The 19,277-nt window shown below is 68.2% G+C and carries 22 protein-coding genes; 8 read left to right on the top strand and 14 right to left on the bottom strand.

From position 1 onward, the window contains the following. Positions 1–138: 138 nt before the first annotated feature. The 5 genes from I2487_RS13370 to I2487_RS13350 form a co-directional block, all read right to left on the bottom strand. On the bottom strand, positions 139–930 hold the full coding sequence (locus I2487_RS13370; protein WP_207173063.1) for a SurA N-terminal domain-containing protein: 792 nt from the start codon (positions 928–930) through the stop codon (positions 139–141). 166 nt (positions 931–1,096) lie between these two features. Continuing rightward, a complete protein-coding gene (locus tag I2487_RS13365; RefSeq protein ID WP_207170202.1) occupies positions 1,097–1,429 on the bottom strand; it encodes a DUF202 domain-containing protein in 333 nt (110 codons plus the stop codon). Next, positions 1,429–1,821 carry a DUF202 domain-containing protein gene (locus I2487_RS13360; protein WP_207170203.1) on the bottom strand — a complete coding sequence of 131 codons (393 nt, stop codon included), beginning with the start codon at positions 1,819–1,821 and terminating at the stop codon, positions 1,429–1,431. The genes I2487_RS13365 and I2487_RS13360 overlap by 1 nt, the downstream gene beginning before the upstream one ends. 90 nt (positions 1,822–1,911) lie before the next feature. Then, entirely contained in the window at positions 1,912–3,099 is a 1,188-nt protein-coding gene (locus I2487_RS13355) for a pirin family protein (RefSeq protein WP_207170204.1), read from the bottom strand. A gap of 110 nt (positions 3,100–3,209) precedes the next feature. Then, the gene (locus tag I2487_RS13350; protein ID WP_345941441.1) at positions 3,210–3,632 is read right to left on the bottom strand and encodes an organic hydroperoxide resistance protein; all 423 of its coding nucleotides are present in this window, start codon (positions 3,630–3,632) and stop codon (positions 3,210–3,212) included. 119 nt (positions 3,633–3,751) lie between these two features. Between I2487_RS13350 and I2487_RS13345 the strand changes: the two genes are divergently transcribed. From I2487_RS13345 to I2487_RS13325, 5 genes are all read left to right on the top strand, one after another. Then, on the top strand, positions 3,752–5,086 hold the full coding sequence (locus tag I2487_RS13345) for a galactokinase family protein (RefSeq protein WP_207170206.1): 1,335 nt from the start codon (positions 3,752–3,754) through the stop codon (positions 5,084–5,086). Positions 5,087–5,105: 19 nt separating this feature from the next. Next, entirely contained in the window at positions 5,106–5,765 is a 660-nt protein-coding gene (locus I2487_RS13340) for a pyroglutamyl-peptidase I (RefSeq protein WP_207170207.1), read from the top strand. Positions 5,766–5,889: 124 nt separating this feature from the next. Then, positions 5,890–6,072 (top strand): hypothetical protein, encoded by a 183-nt coding sequence (locus tag I2487_RS13335; RefSeq protein WP_207170208.1) that lies wholly within the window; start codon positions 5,890–5,892, stop codon positions 6,070–6,072. 115 nt (positions 6,073–6,187) lie between these two features. Further along, on the top strand, positions 6,188–6,814 hold the full coding sequence (locus I2487_RS13330) for a hypothetical protein (protein WP_207170209.1): 627 nt from the start codon (positions 6,188–6,190) through the stop codon (positions 6,812–6,814). Positions 6,815–6,880: 66 nt separating this feature from the next. After that, entirely contained in the window at positions 6,881–7,873 is a 993-nt protein-coding gene (locus I2487_RS13325) for an SDR family oxidoreductase (RefSeq protein ID WP_207170210.1), read from the top strand. A 61-nt stretch (positions 7,874–7,934) separates the two neighbouring features. Here the strand turns inward: I2487_RS13325 and dnaB are convergent, their stop codons facing one another. Beyond that, on the bottom strand, positions 7,935–9,296 hold the full coding sequence (dnaB, locus tag I2487_RS13320; RefSeq protein WP_036475756.1) for a replicative DNA helicase: 1,362 nt from the start codon (positions 9,294–9,296) through the stop codon (positions 7,935–7,937). Continuing rightward, complete coding sequence (locus tag I2487_RS13315) at positions 9,293–10,858, bottom strand: condensation domain-containing protein (RefSeq protein ID WP_207170211.1); 1,566 nt, start codon at positions 10,856–10,858, stop codon at positions 9,293–9,295. The genes dnaB and I2487_RS13315 overlap by 4 nt, the downstream gene beginning before the upstream one ends. 84 nt (positions 10,859–10,942) lie before the next feature. Between I2487_RS13315 and I2487_RS13310 the strand changes: the two genes are divergently transcribed. Together I2487_RS13310 and glsA are read left to right on the top strand one after the other, a co-directional pair. Next, a complete protein-coding gene (locus I2487_RS13310; protein ID WP_345941438.1) occupies positions 10,943–11,725 on the top strand; it encodes an alpha/beta fold hydrolase in 783 nt (260 codons plus the stop codon). A 695-nt stretch (positions 11,726–12,420) separates the two neighbouring features. Next, on the top strand, positions 12,421–13,431 hold the full coding sequence (glsA, locus tag I2487_RS13305) for a glutaminase A (RefSeq protein WP_207170213.1): 1,011 nt from the start codon (positions 12,421–12,423) through the stop codon (positions 13,429–13,431). Positions 13,432–13,555: 124 nt separating this feature from the next. On the opposite strand, the gene I2487_RS13300 is transcribed toward glsA, so the two are convergent. From I2487_RS13300 to I2487_RS13275, 6 genes are all read right to left on the bottom strand, one after another. Then, positions 13,556–14,677, bottom strand: coding sequence for an LLM class flavin-dependent oxidoreductase (locus I2487_RS13300; protein ID WP_207170214.1), 1,122 nt, complete (start codon positions 14,675–14,677; stop codon positions 13,556–13,558). A gap of 226 nt (positions 14,678–14,903) precedes the next feature. Beyond that, entirely contained in the window at positions 14,904–15,356 is a 453-nt protein-coding gene (gene rplI, locus I2487_RS13295) for a 50S ribosomal protein L9 (protein WP_036475753.1), read from the bottom strand. Between the two features lie 33 nt (positions 15,357–15,389). Continuing rightward, positions 15,390–15,629, bottom strand: coding sequence for a 30S ribosomal protein S18 (gene rpsR / locus I2487_RS13290; RefSeq protein ID WP_036475751.1), 240 nt, complete (start codon positions 15,627–15,629; stop codon positions 15,390–15,392). A gap of 114 nt (positions 15,630–15,743) precedes the next feature. After that, entirely contained in the window at positions 15,744–16,328 is a 585-nt protein-coding gene (locus I2487_RS13285) for a single-stranded DNA-binding protein (protein ID WP_207170215.1), read from the bottom strand. 56 nt (positions 16,329–16,384) lie between these two features. Beyond that, entirely contained in the window at positions 16,385–16,684 is a 300-nt protein-coding gene (rpsF, locus tag I2487_RS13280; protein WP_036475747.1) for a 30S ribosomal protein S6, read from the bottom strand. A 174-nt stretch (positions 16,685–16,858) separates the two neighbouring features. Then, entirely contained in the window at positions 16,859–18,178 is a 1,320-nt protein-coding gene (locus tag I2487_RS13275; protein ID WP_207170216.1) for a M18 family aminopeptidase, read from the bottom strand. 58 nt (positions 18,179–18,236) lie between these two features. On the opposite strand from I2487_RS13275, the gene I2487_RS13270 reads away from it, so the two are divergent. Then, on the top strand, positions 18,237–18,422 hold the full coding sequence (locus I2487_RS13270) for a hypothetical protein (RefSeq protein ID WP_207170217.1): 186 nt from the start codon (positions 18,237–18,239) through the stop codon (positions 18,420–18,422). A 14-nt stretch (positions 18,423–18,436) separates the two neighbouring features. On the opposite strand, the gene I2487_RS13265 is transcribed toward I2487_RS13270, so the two are convergent. After that, positions 18,437–19,222, bottom strand: a complete 786-nt coding sequence (locus I2487_RS13265; protein ID WP_207173065.1) for a response regulator transcription factor — start codon at positions 19,220–19,222, stop codon at positions 18,437–18,439. Positions 19,223–19,277: the final 55 nt, after the last annotated feature.

Raw genomic sequence — 19,277 nt, 5'->3', positions numbered from 1 at the left:
CGGAGCAGGCTGCGGGAGGCTGCGACGCGACGGGCTGGGACACGGCGGGCCGTGTCACGACGGGCCCTGACGCGACGGGCTGCGACTCACGGCCGCCGGTGAGCCATCGGCGGGCCGTGAGTCACGAGCCATCGTGGATCAGAGGTGCGTCTGCACGTCTGCGTCGGAGCGGAGCTCCGCCACATGAGCCTGTGCGGCCTCGCTGCGGGCCTCGTCGGTGAGCTGCGTCTCGAGGTCATCGCGCACCTCGTCGAACGGCGGGATCTCCGCCTCCTCAGCGCCCTCGGCACCCTCGGCACCTTCGGCGCTCTCTTGGGCGGCCACAGCCTCGTCGTAGGTCTCCCGAAGCTCCTCCTCCGAGGGCTCGGGGACATCGAGCTGCTCGAGGACCTGGTTGATCAGGACCTGGCTCTCGGCGTTTGAGGTGAGCTGCTCCTCGTCCATGCCCTGTTCTTCGTAGGCCTCGATGAACTCCTCGGAGGAGCCCATGCCGGCGGACTCGGCGGCGTCACTGATGATCGCGTCAACCTCCTCCTGGGAGGCCTCGTAGCCCTCCTCCTCGGCGTCCTGGAGCAGCAGCTCGTTGCCGATCATCGATTCCAGGGTCTGCTCCTTGAGCTGATCCTGGTCCGGCTCCTCTCCGGTCATCTGAGACTGCATCGCCATCTGCTGGAACTGGGACTCATAGAGCACGGTGAAGTCCTCGCCGGTGAGCTCGTCGCCGTTGACCTCCGCCACGACCTCGGGGATGTCAGAGGTATCGGCCTCTGGCATCTCGGGCTGCTCACCGCTGGCTCCCGCTTCAGGGCCTGCGGCCTCTTCCTGCGAGCTCTGCTCCTCGGCTCCGGCCTCGCCGGACTCGGAGTCGGGTGAGTCGCTGCATGCGGACAGGGCCAGCACGCCGGCCAGCGCGAAACCGGTGGTGATCATTTTCTTCGACAAGGCAAGGACCTCCTGTTGGTAGTCGAGCGCGAAACGTAGCACGGTGGGCTCAGCACAGAGACCAGGCCGCGTTCAGGCCGGGTTCAGGTCAGCGGCTAACGAACAGGTCAGCGCCCCGAGGGCAGGTCAGCGGAAAAGGGTTCACGCCAGCTGTTCAGCTTTGGGCCAGCACGGCCAGGATCCCCAGGAGGCCGAGCACCGCGGTGGCCAGGGTCGTGATCAGCACGGCGGGCACATCGGCCTCCACCTGCTCGGCCGCGATGCCGCGGGACTGCCGGGAATACCGCCGCCGCTGGGTGGCGTAGATGGCTCCGGCGACGACGGCGCAGCTCAGCGTCAATCCCACGGTCCAGAGGCCGTAGTGCGGCAGCCAGCGTAGGAAGACCGCGCCCACCACGGCGAAGAGCATCATGGTCCGGCCCCAGGAGAGCACCGTGCGTTCGGGCTGGAGACCCGGATCCGCGTGCAGTGGCGCCGCCGGGGACATCAGTCCAGCACCACCAGCACGATGACCACAGCCATGGCGACGCCGGAGGCGAAGCTCAGCAGCGGGATGATCAGCGGCATCGGGAGCGGACGACCCAGGCGCATGCTGCGCTCCACGTTGAGCCAGCGCATCGCCGCACCCACGCTGATCAGCAGTCCTACGCTGATCGTCAGCACCGAGACCACGGTGCGGTAGGGATCGGCGAACACCTCGGCGGCGAAGGCTTCCACGGCGACCCCGCCGGCGAGGAACGCCAGCGCGGTGCGGATCCAGGCCAGGAAGGTGCGCTCGTTGGCGAGGGTGAAGCGTGGGTCCGGCTCCTGCCCATGTGCCAGCAGGCGGGAGCTCAGGCGTCCCCGCTGCGGGTCCGCGCGCACTGGGTCTTCGCTCACTGAGCCTCCTGCTCGCCGGTCCTGGTGCCGCTCACGATCTGAGCAGGACAAGTCTTGCACAGCAGTCGACCCTCGTCGGGGCCGTCTCGTTCAGCCGCGGGGCTTCATCCGGGTGTTGGGCAGCTCCGGGGCCGGCAGCGGAGCGGCCTGGCCGGGCGGGAAGTCGCCGAACTGCGGAAACGGCCGTCCGTCGTCGTAGCGGGCCTTGGCCAGCACATCGCGCAGCCGACCGTGCACCGGGCTGCCCAGCGCGCCGGAGGGGACCGGGACCTGGTGCTCCGAGCCGTCGGCCCGGGCCGCACGCTCGGTAGAGCCGTTCTCGGCGGCCCCGGGCTGCATGTGCAGCGGAGAGTCCTGCGCCGGGGGTTCGAAGCCCATCTCTGCCTGGTAGGCGTCGCGGAACGCCACGATCTCGTCATGACTGCGTCCCACGAAGTTCCACCACATCACGATCTGCTCGCCCAGGGGCTCGCCACCGATGAGCAGCGCGAGCACCGGCTCCTTCAGCGCCTCCACGCGGAGCATGGTGCTCCCGGTCTCGGTCACCGCCAGATGATCCTCTTCCACCAGCGCGCCGTTGAGCCGCACCGCACCGGAGATCCGCAGCAGCCCATGCTCATGGCCGGCGGGGACCTCGATCTCGAGGACCGTGCCCGGCTCGAGGCGCAGCTGCGCCCCGGTCAGCGGGAGATAGGTCTTCACCGGCGAACGCTGACCCAGCAGCTCGCCCAGGAAGACCCGGGCCTCCCAGCCGGGCCCCTGCACCGGATCCGGGCGGTCGGTCTCCAAGGAGGGCTCCACGAAGCGGTGCGCATCGGGGAAGGCGTACCAGAGCTGGGCGCCATGCAGCACGGTGGTGTCGGCGGAGGAGTACTCGGAGTGGCTGATCCCGCTGCCGGCGTTCATCACCGCCACCTCACCGGGGCGCACGGTGGCCCAATTTCCTGCGGAGTCCATATGATCGATCCGACCCTCGAAGAGCCAGGAGACGGTGGCCAGTCCGGTATGCGGGTGCCGGGGCACCCGCATCGGCGTGGCCTGCGTCAGGTCATCGGGCCCGTAGAAGTCCAGGAAGCACCAGGCGCCGACGAGAGATCGGGCGCGCTGCGGAAGGGTCCGGCGCACCGTCATCGCCCGCGGCCCGCCCAGCGGCACCGTTCGCGGCTCGAGCAGCTCCACCCCGTCCTCGGCGCGGGTGACGCCATCGCGCAGACCCTCATAGGTGTAGGGCCCGTTGATGCAGACCTGCTCCTGCGGTTCGGTCTCGGTGCTGCTCATCGACGTCTCCTCTGCTGCGGGTGACCAGCTTCAACCCTGAGTATTTCAAAGTTGAATGAATAAGCCCAGGGTGTCCGCTCCGGGCGCAGGGGGCGCGCCAAAGACCCGCCTTAGTCCTCGGAGACGGTGACCGTGACCTCGATATTGCCGCGGGTGGCCTTGGAGTAGGGGCACAGCGCGTGGGCCTTCTCAGCGAGCGCCTCGGCCTGGTCCTGATCGACGTGGGGGATGACCACCTCGATGACCACGGCGAGACCGAAGCCGCCGTCCTCGTCCTTACCGATGCTCACCTGCGCCCCGACCGAGGAGTCGCTCACATCGGCGCCCTCCCCGGAGGCGATCTTGCGCAGCGCCCCGTGGAAGCAGGCGGCGTAGCCGGCGGCGAAGAGCTGCTCCGGATTCGCCCCCTCCCCCGAGCCGCCCATCGGCGCGGGGGTGCTCAGATTCAGGTCGATCATGCCGTCTGAGGTGCGGGTGCGCCCGTTGCGTCCATCGCCGGTGGCCAGTGCTTCTGCGGTGTACACGGTCTCGATCGCCATGGAGAGATCCTTTCGATAGTCCTGCAGGGTCTGCCGCTGCCGCGATGGTTCCGCAGCAGTGCAGGTCATTCCCATAAAACACCACACCGCTGTGAGTGGCACAATGGAGAATCGTGCGAACTACCGATGCCGTCTGGATTGCCCCTGGCGAACCACAAGAGATCCAATCTGACCTGGTCAGCCGCTTCCAACAGGAGTACGGCCGGGCAGCTTCGGGCACCTGGTTCGCCCCGGGCAGGGCCAATCTCAACGGCGAGCACATCGACTTCCACGCCGGCCGCTGTCTGCCCATGGCCCTGGCACACGGGACCTATGTGGCCGCGGCTCCTCGCACCGATGGCAGGCTTCGCCTGCGCACCCTTGACGCCTCTCTCGACGACGGGGTCACCACCGTGAGTCCGGACCAGATCGGACCAGACGCGGCGCGAGAGCAGGCCCACTGGAGCCACTACGTCTCCGGGGTCCTCTGGGCGCTGCGCGAACTGGGCAGGTCCCAGCCGGCGTTCGCCGTGGATGAGGGCTTCGGCGCCGACCTGTTGGTGGTCTCCACGCTGCCCATCGGCGGGGGCCTGTCCTCCTCGGCCGCCCTTGAGTGTGCCTCGATCCTCGCGTTCCTCGCCCTGGGCACCCCTTTCGGCCAGGACAATCCACACCAGAGCCTCAACGCCGCGCTGACCCGGGAGAACCGCCGAGACCTCGCCGCCGCCTGCGTGCGCGCCGAGGTCGAGGTCGTCGGCGCCGGCACCGGAGGCCTGGATCAGACCGCGGCGATGCGCGCCCGGCCGGGCAAGGTGCTCTCCTTGGACTGCCGGGACTTCAGCGTCACGCCCCTGGACATCGGCTGCATCCTTCGCGGCTACCGGCTGATCGCGGTGGACACCGGGGAAGCACATCGGCTGGCCGACGGCCAGTTCGGGGACCGACGCGCAGACGCCGAGGCCGCAGCAGGCCTGCTGGGCTTCGACCGGCTGCGCGACGCGCTGCCCGAGCGCCCGCGCAAGGTCGACGTCTCCCACGTGCTGGAGGAGTTCGATCGGCTCGCGGAACAGCTCGAGACGCTCCAGGGGCGCAGCATCGCCGCCTGCCGGCGGCGACTGCGGCACGCCCTGACCGAGATGGTGCGCTCCGAGAAGCTGCATCATCTGCTCTCCGGGGAGGCCTACGGCGTGCGCCACATCGCCTCCACGGTGGGTGACATCCTCACCGCCGGACACATGAGCATGCGCGACGACGCCGAGGTCTCCTTCGACGTCGCCGACCTCGTGGTGGAGACCGCGCTGGCCCAGGGCGCCGAGGGGGCCCGGCTGATTGGGGGTGGCTTCGGCGGGTCGGTGCTGGTGCTGATCACCCCCGCGGCGATCCCCAAGCTCACCTTCGCGCTGGAACGCATCAGCCGCCGCATCCGCCTGCTCGACGTCGCGCCCTCCTCCGCCGCGCAGGCGCTGTGACCGCGCAGCGGAGCACACCATGAACCCTTCACCGACCGTCCTGCTGACCGGCTTCGAACCCTTCGCGGGGATGGACCACAACCCGTCCTGGGACGTGGTCACCGATCTGGCCGACGCCGCCGCACGCACCGTGCTGCACGCCCAGCAGGTCCATGGCGAGATCGTGATGCGCACCGCGCTGCTGCCGGTGGAGTTCCATGCCAGCGCCGATCTGATGCTCGAGCAGCTCGCCGAGGCCGCCCCAGATCTGGTGATCGCTGTGGGCCTGGCCGCCGGCACCGATGTGGTGCGGCTGGAGCGGGTGGGACTGAATCTGCGCGATGCCCGGATCCCTGACAATGCCGGGCACCAGCCCACCGAAGAACCCGTGGTCCCGGGAGGCCCTCCTGCGATGTTCTCCACCCTGCGCCTGAAGGCGGCCCATGCCGCGATCAGCGCCGCCGGAATCCCCGTGGCGCTCTCGCTCAGCGCCGGAAGCTTCGTGTGCAACAACCTGCTCTATGCGCTGCTGCACGCGGTCCAGCCCTCGACGCCGGCCGGATTCGTCCACGTCCCGGAGCTGTCGGCGGCCGGGTCTCCGGTGAGCCGCGCGCAGGCGGTGCGGGCGATGGACCTGCTCCTGACCGAGGCGCTGCACCAGGGACCCGATCTGCAGATCCCCGCGGGCCTCCTGCACTGAGCTGCCCCGCCACCCGGCCAAGGTTGACCTCGTGCCCAGCTCATTTTCAGAGACCCTGCTTAGAATCCAGGTCAGAACGTTTTGCCCATCTACCAGGCACGATTCTGCCAAGCGAGGTGCACGAATGTCATCTCATCCCGCACATTCCTCCCCCCAGGAGCTGGACCCCCCGGACCCGGTGCCCTCCGATCGACAGGCGCCCGGGCTCGGTCGATCCAATTCCGACGTCACCGTCGCGATCACCCTGGGCGTCGGCATCGGGGTGATCGTCTTTCTCCTGGCCCTGCCCTACCTCGGTGGGATCTGATCTCTGAGCCGGCCACTCCCCCACTCCCAAGGGATGGTTCGCCTCGGGCCCACGTGCACCGCGCCGCTTCGACCGGTGTCCTGGTCAGGCCCGAGTCCCGGTACGCTGACACGCTGTGAGCACCAGCAAGAAGTCCACCGCCAAGCGGCCCGCCGGAGGGTCCTCGACTACGCCGCGAAGGCGGAGCACCACGGCCGCGCGCCGACCCGCCACCCGAACCACCGGGAAGGCTCGGTCAGCAGGGAAGGCTCAGCCGGCTGGGAAGGCTCGGTCAGCAGGGAAGGCCCGGACGGCTGGAAAGTCCCATTCAACCGGCAGAGCCCAGTCAACGGGCAAGTCCCGTCCAACGGGCAAGGCCGCTCCAAGGGCCAAGGCCGGGGCGAACGCGAGACCCCGGGCGGCCTCCGCGCCGGAACGCCGACCCAGCGCCCTGCGGCGCTTCGCCGGAGACTGGGGCCGGTATCTCTGGGCGGTGATCGTCACCGTGGTCATCGCCGCGCTGCTCTTCGAGTTCACCATGATCTGGACCATCGGGGTGGGCTTCTACATGTTGGCCCTGGGTGAGTTCACCGGGCTCTGGATGCTGGTGGGCGGATACGCCATGGCCTGCACCCCGGCGGCCTTCGGGCTGCTCATCGCCACCGGCCAGTTCTGGAGGTCCCTGACCCACTCGCTGTGGATCGGGCTGCTCTACGGCACCCTGGGGTTCACCTTCCTCGACGTCATCCTCGGCGCCCTCTGAACCCAGCTTCCCCAGACCGCGAAGTGGGATCCTGGAGATCACCGATCATCTCTCCGGAAGGCACCCATGTCTGCTCAGCCCTCACCGGCTCCGGCATCCCGCGCGATCCCGCCGTCGAGCCCGGCCACACTCTCCGGGCGGATCGCCTTGGTCACCGGGGCCACCCGCGGAGCGGGCCGCGCCATCGCCCGCGAGCTCGCCGCTTCCGGAGTGGTGGTGTACTGCACCGGGCGCTCCACGGCCCAGGCCCCCTCGGACTACGGCCGAACCGAGACCGTGGAAGAGACCGCGCAGCTGATCCGTGACGCCGGCGGCACCGCGCATCCGGTGATCGTGGATCACCTCCAGGTGGAGGAGGTCCAAGCGCTGATCCAGCGGATCGACGCCGAGCAGGGCCGGTTGGACATCTTGATCAATGACATCGGCGGAGAGGCCTATGTGGAGTTCGGCAAGACGCTGTGGGATTCCGACCTAGCAGCCGGCAAGAAGCTCTTCGACACCGGATTCTCCACGCATCTGAACACCAGCCACGCCGCACTGCCGCTGCTGATCCGCAGCTCCGGGGGCCTCGTGGTGGAGGTGACCGACGGGACTCGCACCTATAACGCCTCCCACTTCCGCGAGAACGTCTTCCACGACCTGACCAAGACGGCGGTGGACCGGCTGGCCTTCGCCCAGGGCCATGAGCTGGCCCCTCATGGCGGGACCGCCGTCTCGGTCTCCCCCGGCTGGCTGCGCTCAGAGATGATGCTCGACGGCTTCGGGGTGACCGAACAGACCTGGCGCACCGCCGCCGAGGCCAACGGCGGAAAGACCGAAGTGGTCCCGCCCTACGAGTTCGTCATCTCCGAGACCCCGGCGATGCTCGCGCGCGGGATCACCGCGCTTGCGGCGGATCCGCAGCGGAGGGCATGGAACACCCTCTCGACAAGCTCCTTCGAGCTGGCTCAGCATTATGGCCTCACCGACGTCGATGGATCCCGGCCCGATGCGTGGCGCTTCATCACGGATCTGGAGACCACCGACGCCGCGACGCTGGAGGCCTCGGACTACCGGTGAGCCTGGGTCCTGCGCCCGGCAGCGCAGACCAAAGAGCCGGCGGCACAGACCAAGAACCCGGCTAGAAGTCGCGGGCCATGTCTTGAAAGCGGGCGTAGTGGCCCTGGAACGCCACGGTGATGTCGCGGGTGGGACCGTTACGGTTCTTCGCGACGATGATGTCGGCCTCGCCGGCGCGCTCGGTCTCCTTGTCATAGACCTCGGGCCGGTGCAGCAGCATGACCATGTCCGCGTCCTGCTCGATGGACCCGGATTCACGCAGGTCTGAGACCTGCGGCTTCTTGTCCGGGCGAGACTCGGAGCCACGGTTGAGCTGGGACAGCGCGATGATCGGGACGTCGAGCTCCTTGGCCAACAGCTTCAAGGTACGGGAGAACTCGCTGACCTCCTGCTGACGGGACTCCACCCGCTTGCCCGAGGAGAGCAGCTGCAGGTAGTCCAGCACCACGAGCTTGAGGTTATGGCGCTGCTTGAGCCGGCGGCACTTCGCCCGGATCTCCATCAGCGACATGTTCGGGGAGTCGTCGATGAACAGCGGCACATCGTTGAGCCGGTCCACCGCCTCGGACATCTTCTCCCAGTCCTCATCACGGATATTGCCCTTGCGCAGGTCGGAGAACAGGATCCGGGACTCTGCGGAGAGCAGACGCATCGCTATCTCATTGCGGCCCATCTCCAGGGAGAAGAAGGCGGCGGTCATCTTGTTGTTCACCGCGGCGGCGCGGGCGAAGTCCAGCGCCAGGGTGGACTTACCCATGGCGGGGCGGGCGGCGATGATGATCATCTGTCCGCCGTGGAAGCCGTGGGTCAGGTCATCGAGTTCGCGGAACCCGGTGGGAATGCCGGTGAGTCCGCCGTCGTGGGCGGAGTTGGTCTCGATCTCATCGATCGTGGGGCCCAGGATCTCGGAGAGCGCGACATAGTCCTCGCTCTGCCGGTTCTCCGCCACGTTGTAGATCTCGGACTGCGCCTGGTTGACGATGCCCTCGACCTCGCCGTCGGCGGTATGTCCGAGCTGCACGATCTTGGTCCCGGCGTCGACCAGGCGGCGCAGGATCGCGCGCTCGCGCACGATCTCGGCGTAGAACCCGGCGTTCGCGGCGGTGGGCACCGACTGGGCCAGGTTGTGCAGGTAGGCGGGGCCGCCGATGCGCTGCAGCTCACCGCGCTTGGTCAGGTGATCCGAGATGGTGACCACGTCGGCGGGTTCCCCGCGTCCGTAGAGGTCGATGATCGCGTCGTAGATCAGCTCATGCGCGGGGCGGTAGAAGTCTGAGCCGCGCAGCACCTCCACGACGTCGGCGATGGCATCCTTGGAGAGCATCATGCCGCCGAGCACGGACTGCTCGGCCACCATGTCCTGCGGGGGCGTGCGGGAGTCCACCCCTGCGGGCGATCCGGTGTCGTAGAGCTCGGTAGTCACCCCTCCACGATACTCGGTGCACGCAGTCCCTCGACCACTGCCTCCAGCCAGGTGTGCATCGTCTCTCGAGCCTGGGGAGTATCGGGATAGCGGCAGCGCAGGTGCAGCCCGGTCTCGTTGACCACGAACCAGATCATCACCCCGTCGGTCTGGACCACGGCGGAAATGTGCTGGGCGTTGAGCGCCTCCTCCACGTTGACCGGGAGCCTGCGGTGATCGAGCCAGCTCATCGCGAACATCCCCGGCTCGGCGGGCATTCCGCCATAGGGGCGCATGATCGGGGCCAGCGGATGCGAGCCCAGCCGGATCGCCTCCTTGACGGCCTGGTAGCTGCCGCGCAGGCTGTCGTCGTCGTTCTCCAGCACCGCGTTGGTGATGAACCAGCCCACCGAGTCGAACCAGCGCGGCTCGTCTCGGCTGTGCACCGGGAAGACCGTGCGCAGCGGCTGGTCGCCCAGTTCGCGGAAGAGCCGGGTCATCACCGAGACGGCGACGGCGATCAGTCGGACCCCCTCGGCCTTGGCGTGGGCCTCCAGCTTGTTCAGCTCTGCGGAGTCCAGCACGTCGCGGACCTCGACCTTCTCACTGACCGGCAGGGAGATGTCACCCAGCGGCAGCGGGAAGGTCGGCATCACCCCGCCCCCCGCCTCCAGGATCTCGCGCCAGCGGGTGACCACCGCCTCGGGGGGAAACGGCTTGGCCTCCATCGCCCTGGTGTGGGCCGCGAAGGACTCGGGCACCGGGAGCCCCTGGGCTGCGGGATGACCGGCGCGCAGGTTGTTGAGCACCGCGTTGAAGTCTCGGACCAGCACCAGCAGGGACCAGGCGTCCACGTGGGAGTGGTCGGAGCCGATGACGATCTGCGGCGAACCCGCGGTATCGCGCACCGCGGCTGATTCACCGTCGTCGATGACGCAGAGCCGATGCGAGGGCGTGCCGAAGGGATCACAGACGGTGTCGAAGTGGGCGCGCAGGGCGGCCTTGACCTCGGCCGCGTTGAGCTGCTCCCTCGGCGCTGCCAGGTGCGCCGTCTGCAGCGCCGCCCGCGAGCCTGTGCTGAATCCTATGGGAGCCCGGTGCGGCTCGGGGGCCGAGAGCTGCTCCCAGGTGCCGGGCAGCATCGCGACCTCCTGCAGCACCAGGTCACTGATCGGTCCGCCGGAGTCTCCGCCTGGACCGGTATTGGCGTGATGTGTGTCACTGCGGCGCGGAAGATGCTCGGGCCGCCAGTCGAAGACCGTGCGCAGCGTGCCGTGGCGCTGGATCACCACCTGCCAGACGGCGGCGATCTCCTCCAGCGAGGCGGGGCCGTCGAGCTGAAAAGAAACCGCCATCCACGATCCGGGCCGAGACCCGAAGCTGACATGGCGGTTCTGGTCGAAAGAGACCGGAAGCCCGCCGGGTGGATCAGAGGCCTGGGCACCGTTCTGCGCAGGCTCGACGCTGAAACCGGCTCCGGAGCCCCGGCCCGGCGCGACGGCGGCGGCAGGCTGGGCCACCACCGAGTAGCTGGACAGACGTCCTGGCCTGGCGTGCATCTGCGCCACATTGGTCAACCGCATACGGCGTAGTCTAGGTGGCGTTCACTGCACTGGCATGCTTCCGGCGCAACTTTTTGTTCACCTGAGATGGAGGAGTCGGAGACCGTGGGGCTTTTCCAGACGGCGGGGGCGAAACTCGCCTACGAGGTCGCCGGCGAGGGTCCGACCTTCGTCCAGCTGCATGGACTGACCTCCTGCGCCTCACGGGAGCAGCGCGCCGGGCTGGACATGACGCTCAGCCTCGATGACTGCCGGATCCTGCGCTACGACGCCCGCGGTCACGGCTCCTCCACCGGCCGCGCCGTGCCGGAGGACTACCTGTGGCCCCGGCTCGCCGAGGACCTGCTCGCGCTGCTCGACGAGCTCGCGCCGGGAGCGAAGGTCCACGCCGCGGGCCCCTCGATGGGCGCCGCGACCCTGCTCTATGCCGCGCTGCGCGATCCCGAGCGCTTCGCCACGCTGACGCTGATGGTTCCACCCACGGCGTGGGCGACCCGCGCGGGACAGGCCGAGACGTATCAGAGGTCCGCCGAGCTGATCGAGGACCACGGGATCGGCGCCTTCGTCCGGGTGGGACGCCAGGTGCTGCCGCCGCCAGCCCTGGCAGACCGGCCCAAGGAGCGCGTCCCGGCGGTCAGCCAGGAGCTGCTGCCCTCGATCTTCCGAGGGGCCGGGGTCAGCGATCTTCCCAGTGCGGAGAAGATCCGCGAGCTCAAGGTGCCCACGCTGATCCTGGCCTGGGTGGATGACTATGCCCACCCGGTCTCCACCGCCGAGAAGCTGCACGACCTGATCCCGAACTCACGGCTGCAGATCGCAGAGACGCCCGAGGAGCTGGACACCTGGCCGCGCCGGGTGGCGCGCTTCATCGCTGCACACCCCTGCTGAGCGCCCCAGACGGGACCAGGCTGCGGGGGCGGAGACCGGATCGCCGGAAGACCCAGCAGGATCACGGGCGGTGAGCGCGTGATCCCCTTCCCTTGGCCGGTCTCCCGGCGACCCGATATGCCCCAGATCCTGCCGCTGGGCCTCCCACGCTGTGCACGCGGGGACGCGGTGACCAGGATCTCCTCTGTTTCTCCGAGGCCTCAGACACGTCGACCACGGGCCAGCCTGAGAACATGCCTGCCGGCGCCGTGTCTCCGCTCCCGCCGCAGACTGCGGCGCCGCGTGAATGCGCGCTGGGCGGGGCCCAGCCAATATTCACGTCCGAGGGACTTTCCACACTTTAGGTCCCGAGCCCAGCAGGGGCAATAGGCCGAAATGCTCCTGCCTGTGGAGTAAATGTGGACTACGCGGCGTGTCTTGTGCACAACATGTGCAGCAAGCTGTGGATAACATCCCTGTAACACCGCAATTACGCTTCTGACCAGTAGTTTTGTCCTGACACGCCTGTGCACCACGCATGACAGATACCAGTTTTTCCATCATTGCGTCGTGTTGCCGTAACCCCCTCGTTAGGTGTATGGACCCTTGGACTCCCGGTTTTCCACAAGTTGTCCACACCCTGGTGAGAACCTGTCCGGCGGATCGGCGGATCCCAGCGGGTAGCGTGGGAGGACCAACCCCCGAGGAGACATCCGGTGCACGAGTCGATCAACACGTACCTCCGTGAGGTGCTCAAGGAATCCAGCGCGGATGTCAGCGGCAAGCTCGCCGCCTACATCCCGCGGCTGCGAGACGCCGATGAGAACCTGCAGGCGCTCGCCCTGGCGACCGCAGACGGACAGGAATGCTCAGCCGGGGACGACGAGCACCTGTTCACCATCCAGTCCATCTCCAAGCCGTTCGTCTACGCGCTGGCGCTGGATGACATCGGGCTGGACCGAGTCCGCGAGATGGTCGGGATGGAACCCTCCGGCGAGGCGTTCAACGAGCTCTCCCTGGAAGGGGGCACCGGGCGGCCGCTGAACCCGATGATCAACGCCGGCGCCATCGCGACGCACCACCTGGTGGATCACACCAGCCACGAGGAGCACCCCGGTGGCCGGCAGAGCGACTCTCGCACCTCCGAGGTCCGCAGCCGCACCACCCGGATCCTCGATGGCATGTCGGCCTTCGCCGGACGTCCGCTCGAGATCGATTGGGACGCGGCCGAGGAGGAGTACTCCACCGCGTATCGCAATATGGCGATCGCTCACATGCTGAAGTCTCACGGCTCCCTGGAGACCGAGCCCGATGAGGCCGTGCGCGGCTATATCGATCAGTGCTCGATCCTGGTCACGGTCAAAGACATCGCCCGGATGGCCGCCACACTGGCCAATAATGGGATCAACCCGGAGAACGGCCAGCGGGTGGTCTCCGCCGAGTCCGCCCGCACCACGCTGGGCATCATGGCGACCTGCGGGATGTATGACGCCTCCGGGCGCTGGCTGACCCAGATCGGCATCCCGGCGAAGTCGGGCATCTCCGGGGGCATCATCGGGGTGCTGCCCGGTCAGGTCGGCATCGCCTCCTTCGCGCCGCGGCTGAACGAGGAAGGCAGCAGCGTCCAGGGCGTGGCGATGTTCCAGCACCTCTCCAACGAGCTCTCGCTGCATCTGATGAGCAGTGAGCGGATCAACGTGATCGAGGAGCTGGAACGCCGCGGCTGAGCCGGACCTCCAGGGTTCGGGCGAGGCCTGAGCCTGGACCGCGCCCCCACGGGCGGCGCCAGCTCGTGCCGTCTCTCGGGCGGCGCCGTCTCACGCAGTCTCTCGGGCAGTCTCTCGGGCAGGCTCAGGCGGCCGCCGCTGTGCCGCCTCCTGGGACCGGGTCGCGACCCTCGGCGCGGCGACGGGCCAGGACCTGGTGCGTGGGCGCCTCAGGGGTGCTCTGCGGGGCGCGTGCGGCCACCTCTCGTCGCAGCACCGGCACGACCTCCTCCCCGAGCAGGTCGATCTGCTCCAGCACCGTCTTCAGCGGCAGTCCCGCGTGGTCGATCAGGAAGAGCTGACGCTGATAGTCCCCGGCGTAGTCTCGGAAGCTCAGCGTCCGCTCGATGACCTGATCGGGTGTGCCCACGGTCAACGGGGTCTGCGCACTGAAGTCCTCGAGTGAGGGTCCGTTGCCGTAGACCGGCGCCCGGTCGAAGTAGGGCCGGAACTCCCGGATGGCGTCCTGCGAGTCCCTGCGCATGAACACCTGGCCGCCCAGGCCCACGATGGCCTGCTCGGCCGGCCCATGGCCGTAGTGCGCGTAGCGAGACCGGTAGAGCTCGATCATCCGGCCCGTGTGTTCCTTGTTCCAGAAGATGTTGTTGTGGAAGAACCCGTCGCCGTAGTAGGCGGCCTGTTCGGCGATCTCCGGTGAACGGATCGAACCATGCCAGACGAAGGGTGGGACGTCATCAAGCGGACGCGGCGTGGAGGTGAATCCCTGCAGCGGGGTGCGGAAGCGCCCGGAGAAGTCGACCTCAGTCTCGCGCCAGAGCCGGTGCAGCAGCGCGTAGTTCTCCAGCGCCAGCGGAATGCCGGTGCGGATGTCCTTCCCGAACCAGGGGTAGACCGGTCCGGTGTTCCCCCGACCCAGGGTGAGATCCACGCGCCCCTGGGCCAGGTGCTGCGCGAAGGCGTAGTCCTCCGCGATCCGCACCGGGTCGGTGGTGGTGATCAGCGTGGTCGCCGTAGAGAGCTGGATCCGACTGGTCTGCGCCGCCAGGTAGGCCATGAGGATCGGCGGGTTGGCCGGAGCCACGAAGGGCGGGTTGTGATGCTGACCGACCGCGAAGACGTCGAGCCCGACCTCTTCGGCCCGTTTCGCGATCGCCACCATCGACTGGATCCGCTCGTGCCCGGTGGGCACCCGTCCGGTTCTCGGATCCGGTGTCATGTCGCCGATGCTGAATATGCCGAACTGCATAGCTGCTCCCTGCGCCGTCACGGGTGGCCCGGTCCATTCCGGCCACTGGTTCAAATTTGAAGCACGCCCAGCATAACCCGCGCCGCCCCGCGATCATTCCCCTCAGACGCCCCTGCTCGCGCGTCGGCCGGGGCTCCCGTCAGGGCATGAGAAAGCCCCGGCCTCCCGCAGGAGTCCGAGGCTCTCTCATGTTTCAGCCGGGTCCGGCTGGGATGCTGCGTGCTGCCTACTTCGAGCCGACGACCTGCAGGTCGAGGGTCGCAGAGACATCAGCATGCAGGCGGACGGTGGCCTTGTAGCTGCCGACTGCCTTGATGCGTGCGGGGATCTCGACGGTGCGCTTGTCGATGGAGCCCAGGCCGGAGGCCTCGACCGCATCGGCGATCTGTGCGGAACCGACGGTTCCGAACAGGCGACCGGAGTCGCCGGTCTTCACGGTGATCTTCACGGGGGCAGACTGCAGCTTGGTGGCCACTGCCTGTGCTTCCTCGACCGTTGCGATCTCGCGAGCCTTGCGAGCGGAGCGCAGGCGCTCCACATCCTTTTCGCCGCCCTTGGTCCAGGCCAGTGCGAAGCCACGCGGCAACAGGTAGTTGCGTGCGTAGCCGCTTCTGACGTCGACCACATCTCCGGAGGCGCCGAGACCGGTCACTTCCTGAGTCAGGATGAGCTTTGCCATGGGTTGTTCCTTTCCTTCCCAGTCAGTCCTGGATCAGCCGCGGCCTGCGCCGGCGTACGGCAACAGTGCGACTTCGCGAGCGTTCTTGATCGCCTGGGCGATCTTTCGCTGCTCCTGGACAGTCACGCCGGTCACCCGACGTGCGCGGATCTTGCCTCGGTCGGAAATGAACTTCCGCAGCAGAGCGGTGTCCTTGTAGTCGATGACCGTGATGTCAGCAGCCTTCAGCGGGTTCGCCTTGGGCTTTGGCTTCTTGAGTTCAGCCTTTGCCATCGTGGTGCTCCTTCTCATTCTCGGAGCCCGCACCTGTGGGATGCGGGATGGTGGATAGTGTGTGTGTTCAAGCCGCTGTTCGCGGGCTCGAGGAGCGCGTGGCGCTGCTCAGGCTCAGAACGGTGGCTCGTTGTTGTCAGGGGTGCCCCAGCTTCCGCCGCCGGAGGGCTGGCCGCCCCACGGATCCTGCGGTGCGGAATCGTTGTTCCACCCGCCGCCGGAGGAGGAGCCGCCTCCGCCGGAGTTTCCTCCGCCGAAGCCGCCGCCGGAGGCCGCGCCGCCGGCGTTGCCGCCGCCGAACCCGCCTCCGCCGCTCGGACGGCCGCCTTGGCCGCCGCTCGAGCGCTGGACGCTGGCCGTGGCGAAGCGCAGCGAGGGACCGATCTCATCGACGTCGAGCTCCCAGGAGGTGCGGTTCTCCCCCTCCTTGGTCTGGAACGACCGAGCCTTCAGGCGACCCTGCGCGATCACGCGGGTGCCCTTGGTGAGGGACTCGGCGGCGTTCTCTGCGGCTTCACGCCACAGCGAACAACGCACGAAGAGAGTCTCTCCGTCCTTCCATTCGTTTGCTTGACGGTCGAAGAACCGCGGCGTAGACGCGATGGCGAAGTTGGAGACCGCGGCACCCGAGGGGGTGAAGCGGAGCTCTGGATCTGCCGTCAGGTTGCCTACAACGGTGATGATGGTCTCGCCGGCCATGGAAATGCTCCTTGGTTGCTGGTTCGCCCTGACAGGTGGATGGACCACCTGGAGGATTAATCGATCTTCTGTTCCTCGGGGCGGGTGATCTTGGTGCGCATGATCGTCTCGTTCAGGCGCAGCAGTCGGTCGAGCTCGGCGGCGGCGTCAGGAGTCGAGTGGAAGTTGACGACGGCGTAGACCGCTTCCGTCTTCTTCTGGATCTCGTAAGCCAGGCGGCGACGGCCCCAGACATCGACGTTGTCCACGGTGCCGCCGTCCTTCTTGACGACCTCCATGTACTTGCCGAGAGTCGGTTCCACGGTGCGCTCGTCAACCTCGGGGTCGACGAGCACCATCAGTTCATAGTGACGCATTGTGTTAACCCACCTCCTTTGGCCTTGCGGTCACGGGATTTCCGTAACAGGAGGGTCTATCTGCATCTGCATCTGGGCCTGTTCCTCCGCCCTCGGCATGAGGGCAGGAAGAATCAAGGTCAGACAACCTGCACCATCGTACCGGCTTTGCGCCCGGGCGACGAACGCGCCCGCTCAGCTGTTGAGCGAGGTGGTGAAGAAGCTCGCCACGGCGTCCCGGAGATGGGCGATGTCCTGGACCCCGCACATCTCCCGGGCCGAATGCATCGAGAGCAGCGCGATCCCGACGTCGACCGTGCGGATGCCCAGCCGGGTGGCGGTGATCGGCCCGATGGTGGAGCCGCAGGGGAGGTCGTTGTTGGAGACGAACTCCTGGGTGGGCACTCCGGCGGTGCGGCAGACCTGAGCCCACATCGCCGCCCCCGGGGCGTCGGTCGTGTAGCGCTGGTTGGCGTTGATCTTCAGCAGCGGACCGCCGTTGGGCAGCGGTCGGTTCGCCGGGTCATGGCGTTCGGAGTAGTTCGGGTGGACCGCGTGCCCGGCATCGCTGGAGAGGTGCCAGGAGGCCGCCAGCGCCTGAGCCCGCTGGGTGGTGGTGGCATCGGGCTGACCTGCGGCTCGGCCGAGGCCTTCATAGATCCGGCCGAGGACCTCTTCCAGGAAGGGCCCGGCGGCGCCGGAGCGTGAGGCCGAGCCCAGCTCCTCGTGGTCGAAGGCGGCCAGCATCGGAATCACCGTGCCGGCCTCGGCCGCCTCCGCGGTGCCGATCAGGGCACTGAGCCCGGCGTGGACCGAGGAGAGGTTGTCGAGCCGGCTCGAGGCGAGGAACTCCTGCGCCGCACCGAAGGTCGCCGGGGCCTGGGCGTCGGCGAGGACCACGTCATAGCCGTCGACCTGGGCGGGGTCCACCCCGGCGGAGGCGGCCAGCAGGCCCAGCACGTCGGCGGCAGCCGCCTGCTCCGCGGAGCAGGCGAGTCCCAGGATCGGGGCGGTGTGCGCCTGCTTGCCCAGCTTGAGGCCCTCGTTGACCTGGCGGTCCAGATGGATGGCCAGCTGCGGGATGCGAGCCACGGGCCCGGTGGAGGCCAGGTGAGTGGCTCCGTCGCGGGTGACCAGGCGTCCGGCCAGGCGCAGCTCCCGATCCAGCCAGGAGTTCAGCAGCGGTCCCCCGTAGACCTCGACGCCGGCCTGCAGCCAGCCCTGGCTGATCATCGTGGACTTGGGCTTGAGCTTGAACCCGGGGGAATCGGTATGTGCCCCGAGAATGCGCAGCGGGGTCACCGGGGAGGCCCCGGCCGGCACCACCCAGGCCAACACGGCTCCATCGCGGACCACGACGTAGCGTCCGGGCTCGGCGGGCCAGTCCTGATGCTCGCCCAGCTGGGTGAATCCGGCGCTGACCAGCCGCTGCGCCGCCACGGTCGCCGCATGGAAGGAGGAGGGCGAGGCGGTCACATAGTCTGCGAGGTCTTGGATCAGCTCTTCGGATGTCATGCTCGCCATCCTAATCAGAGGTCTCGATTCCTGTGGGGCCCGCTGCTAGCGTGGCCGCATGTCATCGATATGGGCTGGCCTTCTCATCAATCTCCTGCTCTTCGTGGCGCTGCTGCTCATCGTGATGTTCGTGCTGCACGCCACGATCCGCGCCGCGGTGCGCAATGCGCTGCGCGACCACGACACCTACCGCGAGGAGCAGTCCCAGGCCGCAGATCGGATCCGCAGCCGGTCCGAGACCTGACCCGCCGGGCACCCCTAGAGCGGACCGAGGAGCCCGGTCTGGAACACGTAGACCACGGCCTGCACCCGGTCCCGCAGCTGCAGCTTGGTCAGGATCCGACGCACATGGGTCTTCACCGTGGCCTCGGAGAGGAAGAACTTCGCGGCGATCTCCGCGTTGGAGAGACCCTCGGCCACGGCGAAGAGCATCTCGGTCTCGCGCTGGGTCAGGGGTTCGCGCGGAACTCCGTCGTCCATCGCCTCGGCGATCTCCCGACCATCGGGCAGCGGCCGCCCCGTGCCGGCCGCTGCGCCAGCCGCTGCTCCGCGAGCGCCGCCGGCCGCGCCGTGAGCTGCCCCGCCGCCGGAGCCCTGCGCCGCCGAGGGTGCGATCCGCGCGCCACCGCGCAGGTAGACCTCCAGCAGCCGCTGGGTGATCCGCGGGGCCACCACGGCGTCGCCCTCTGCCACCACGCGCACCGCGTGGACCAGGTCCTCCGGGGTGACGTCCTTGAGCAGGAAGGCGCTCGCGCCGGCTTGAAGTCCGGAGAAGGCGTATTCGTCCAGGTCGAAGGTGGTCAGGATGATCACGCGGGTCTGCGGGAACTGCGCGACCACCTTCGTGGTGGCCTCGATGCCGTCCATCCGGGGCATCCGCACGTCCATCAGCACCACGTCCGGGCGCTGGCCAGGGGGGAGCGCGTTGAGCGTCTGCAGCGCCTCGATCCCGTCTGCGGCCTCGGCCACGACCTCCAGGTCCTCCTCGCCCTCGAGGATCAGCCGGAAGCCCATCCGGAGCAGGTGCTGATCATCGACCAGCATCACCTTCAACGGGTCGGTGCGCGGCTCCTCCCTGGGCGCAGCGGCCCCGAGGTGT

Source organism: Nesterenkonia sp. E16_10, from assembly GCF_017347085.1.
Taxonomy (GTDB): domain Bacteria; phylum Actinomycetota; class Actinomycetes; order Actinomycetales; family Micrococcaceae; genus Nesterenkonia.
This window is presented reverse-complemented; position numbering and strand designations above follow the sequence as displayed.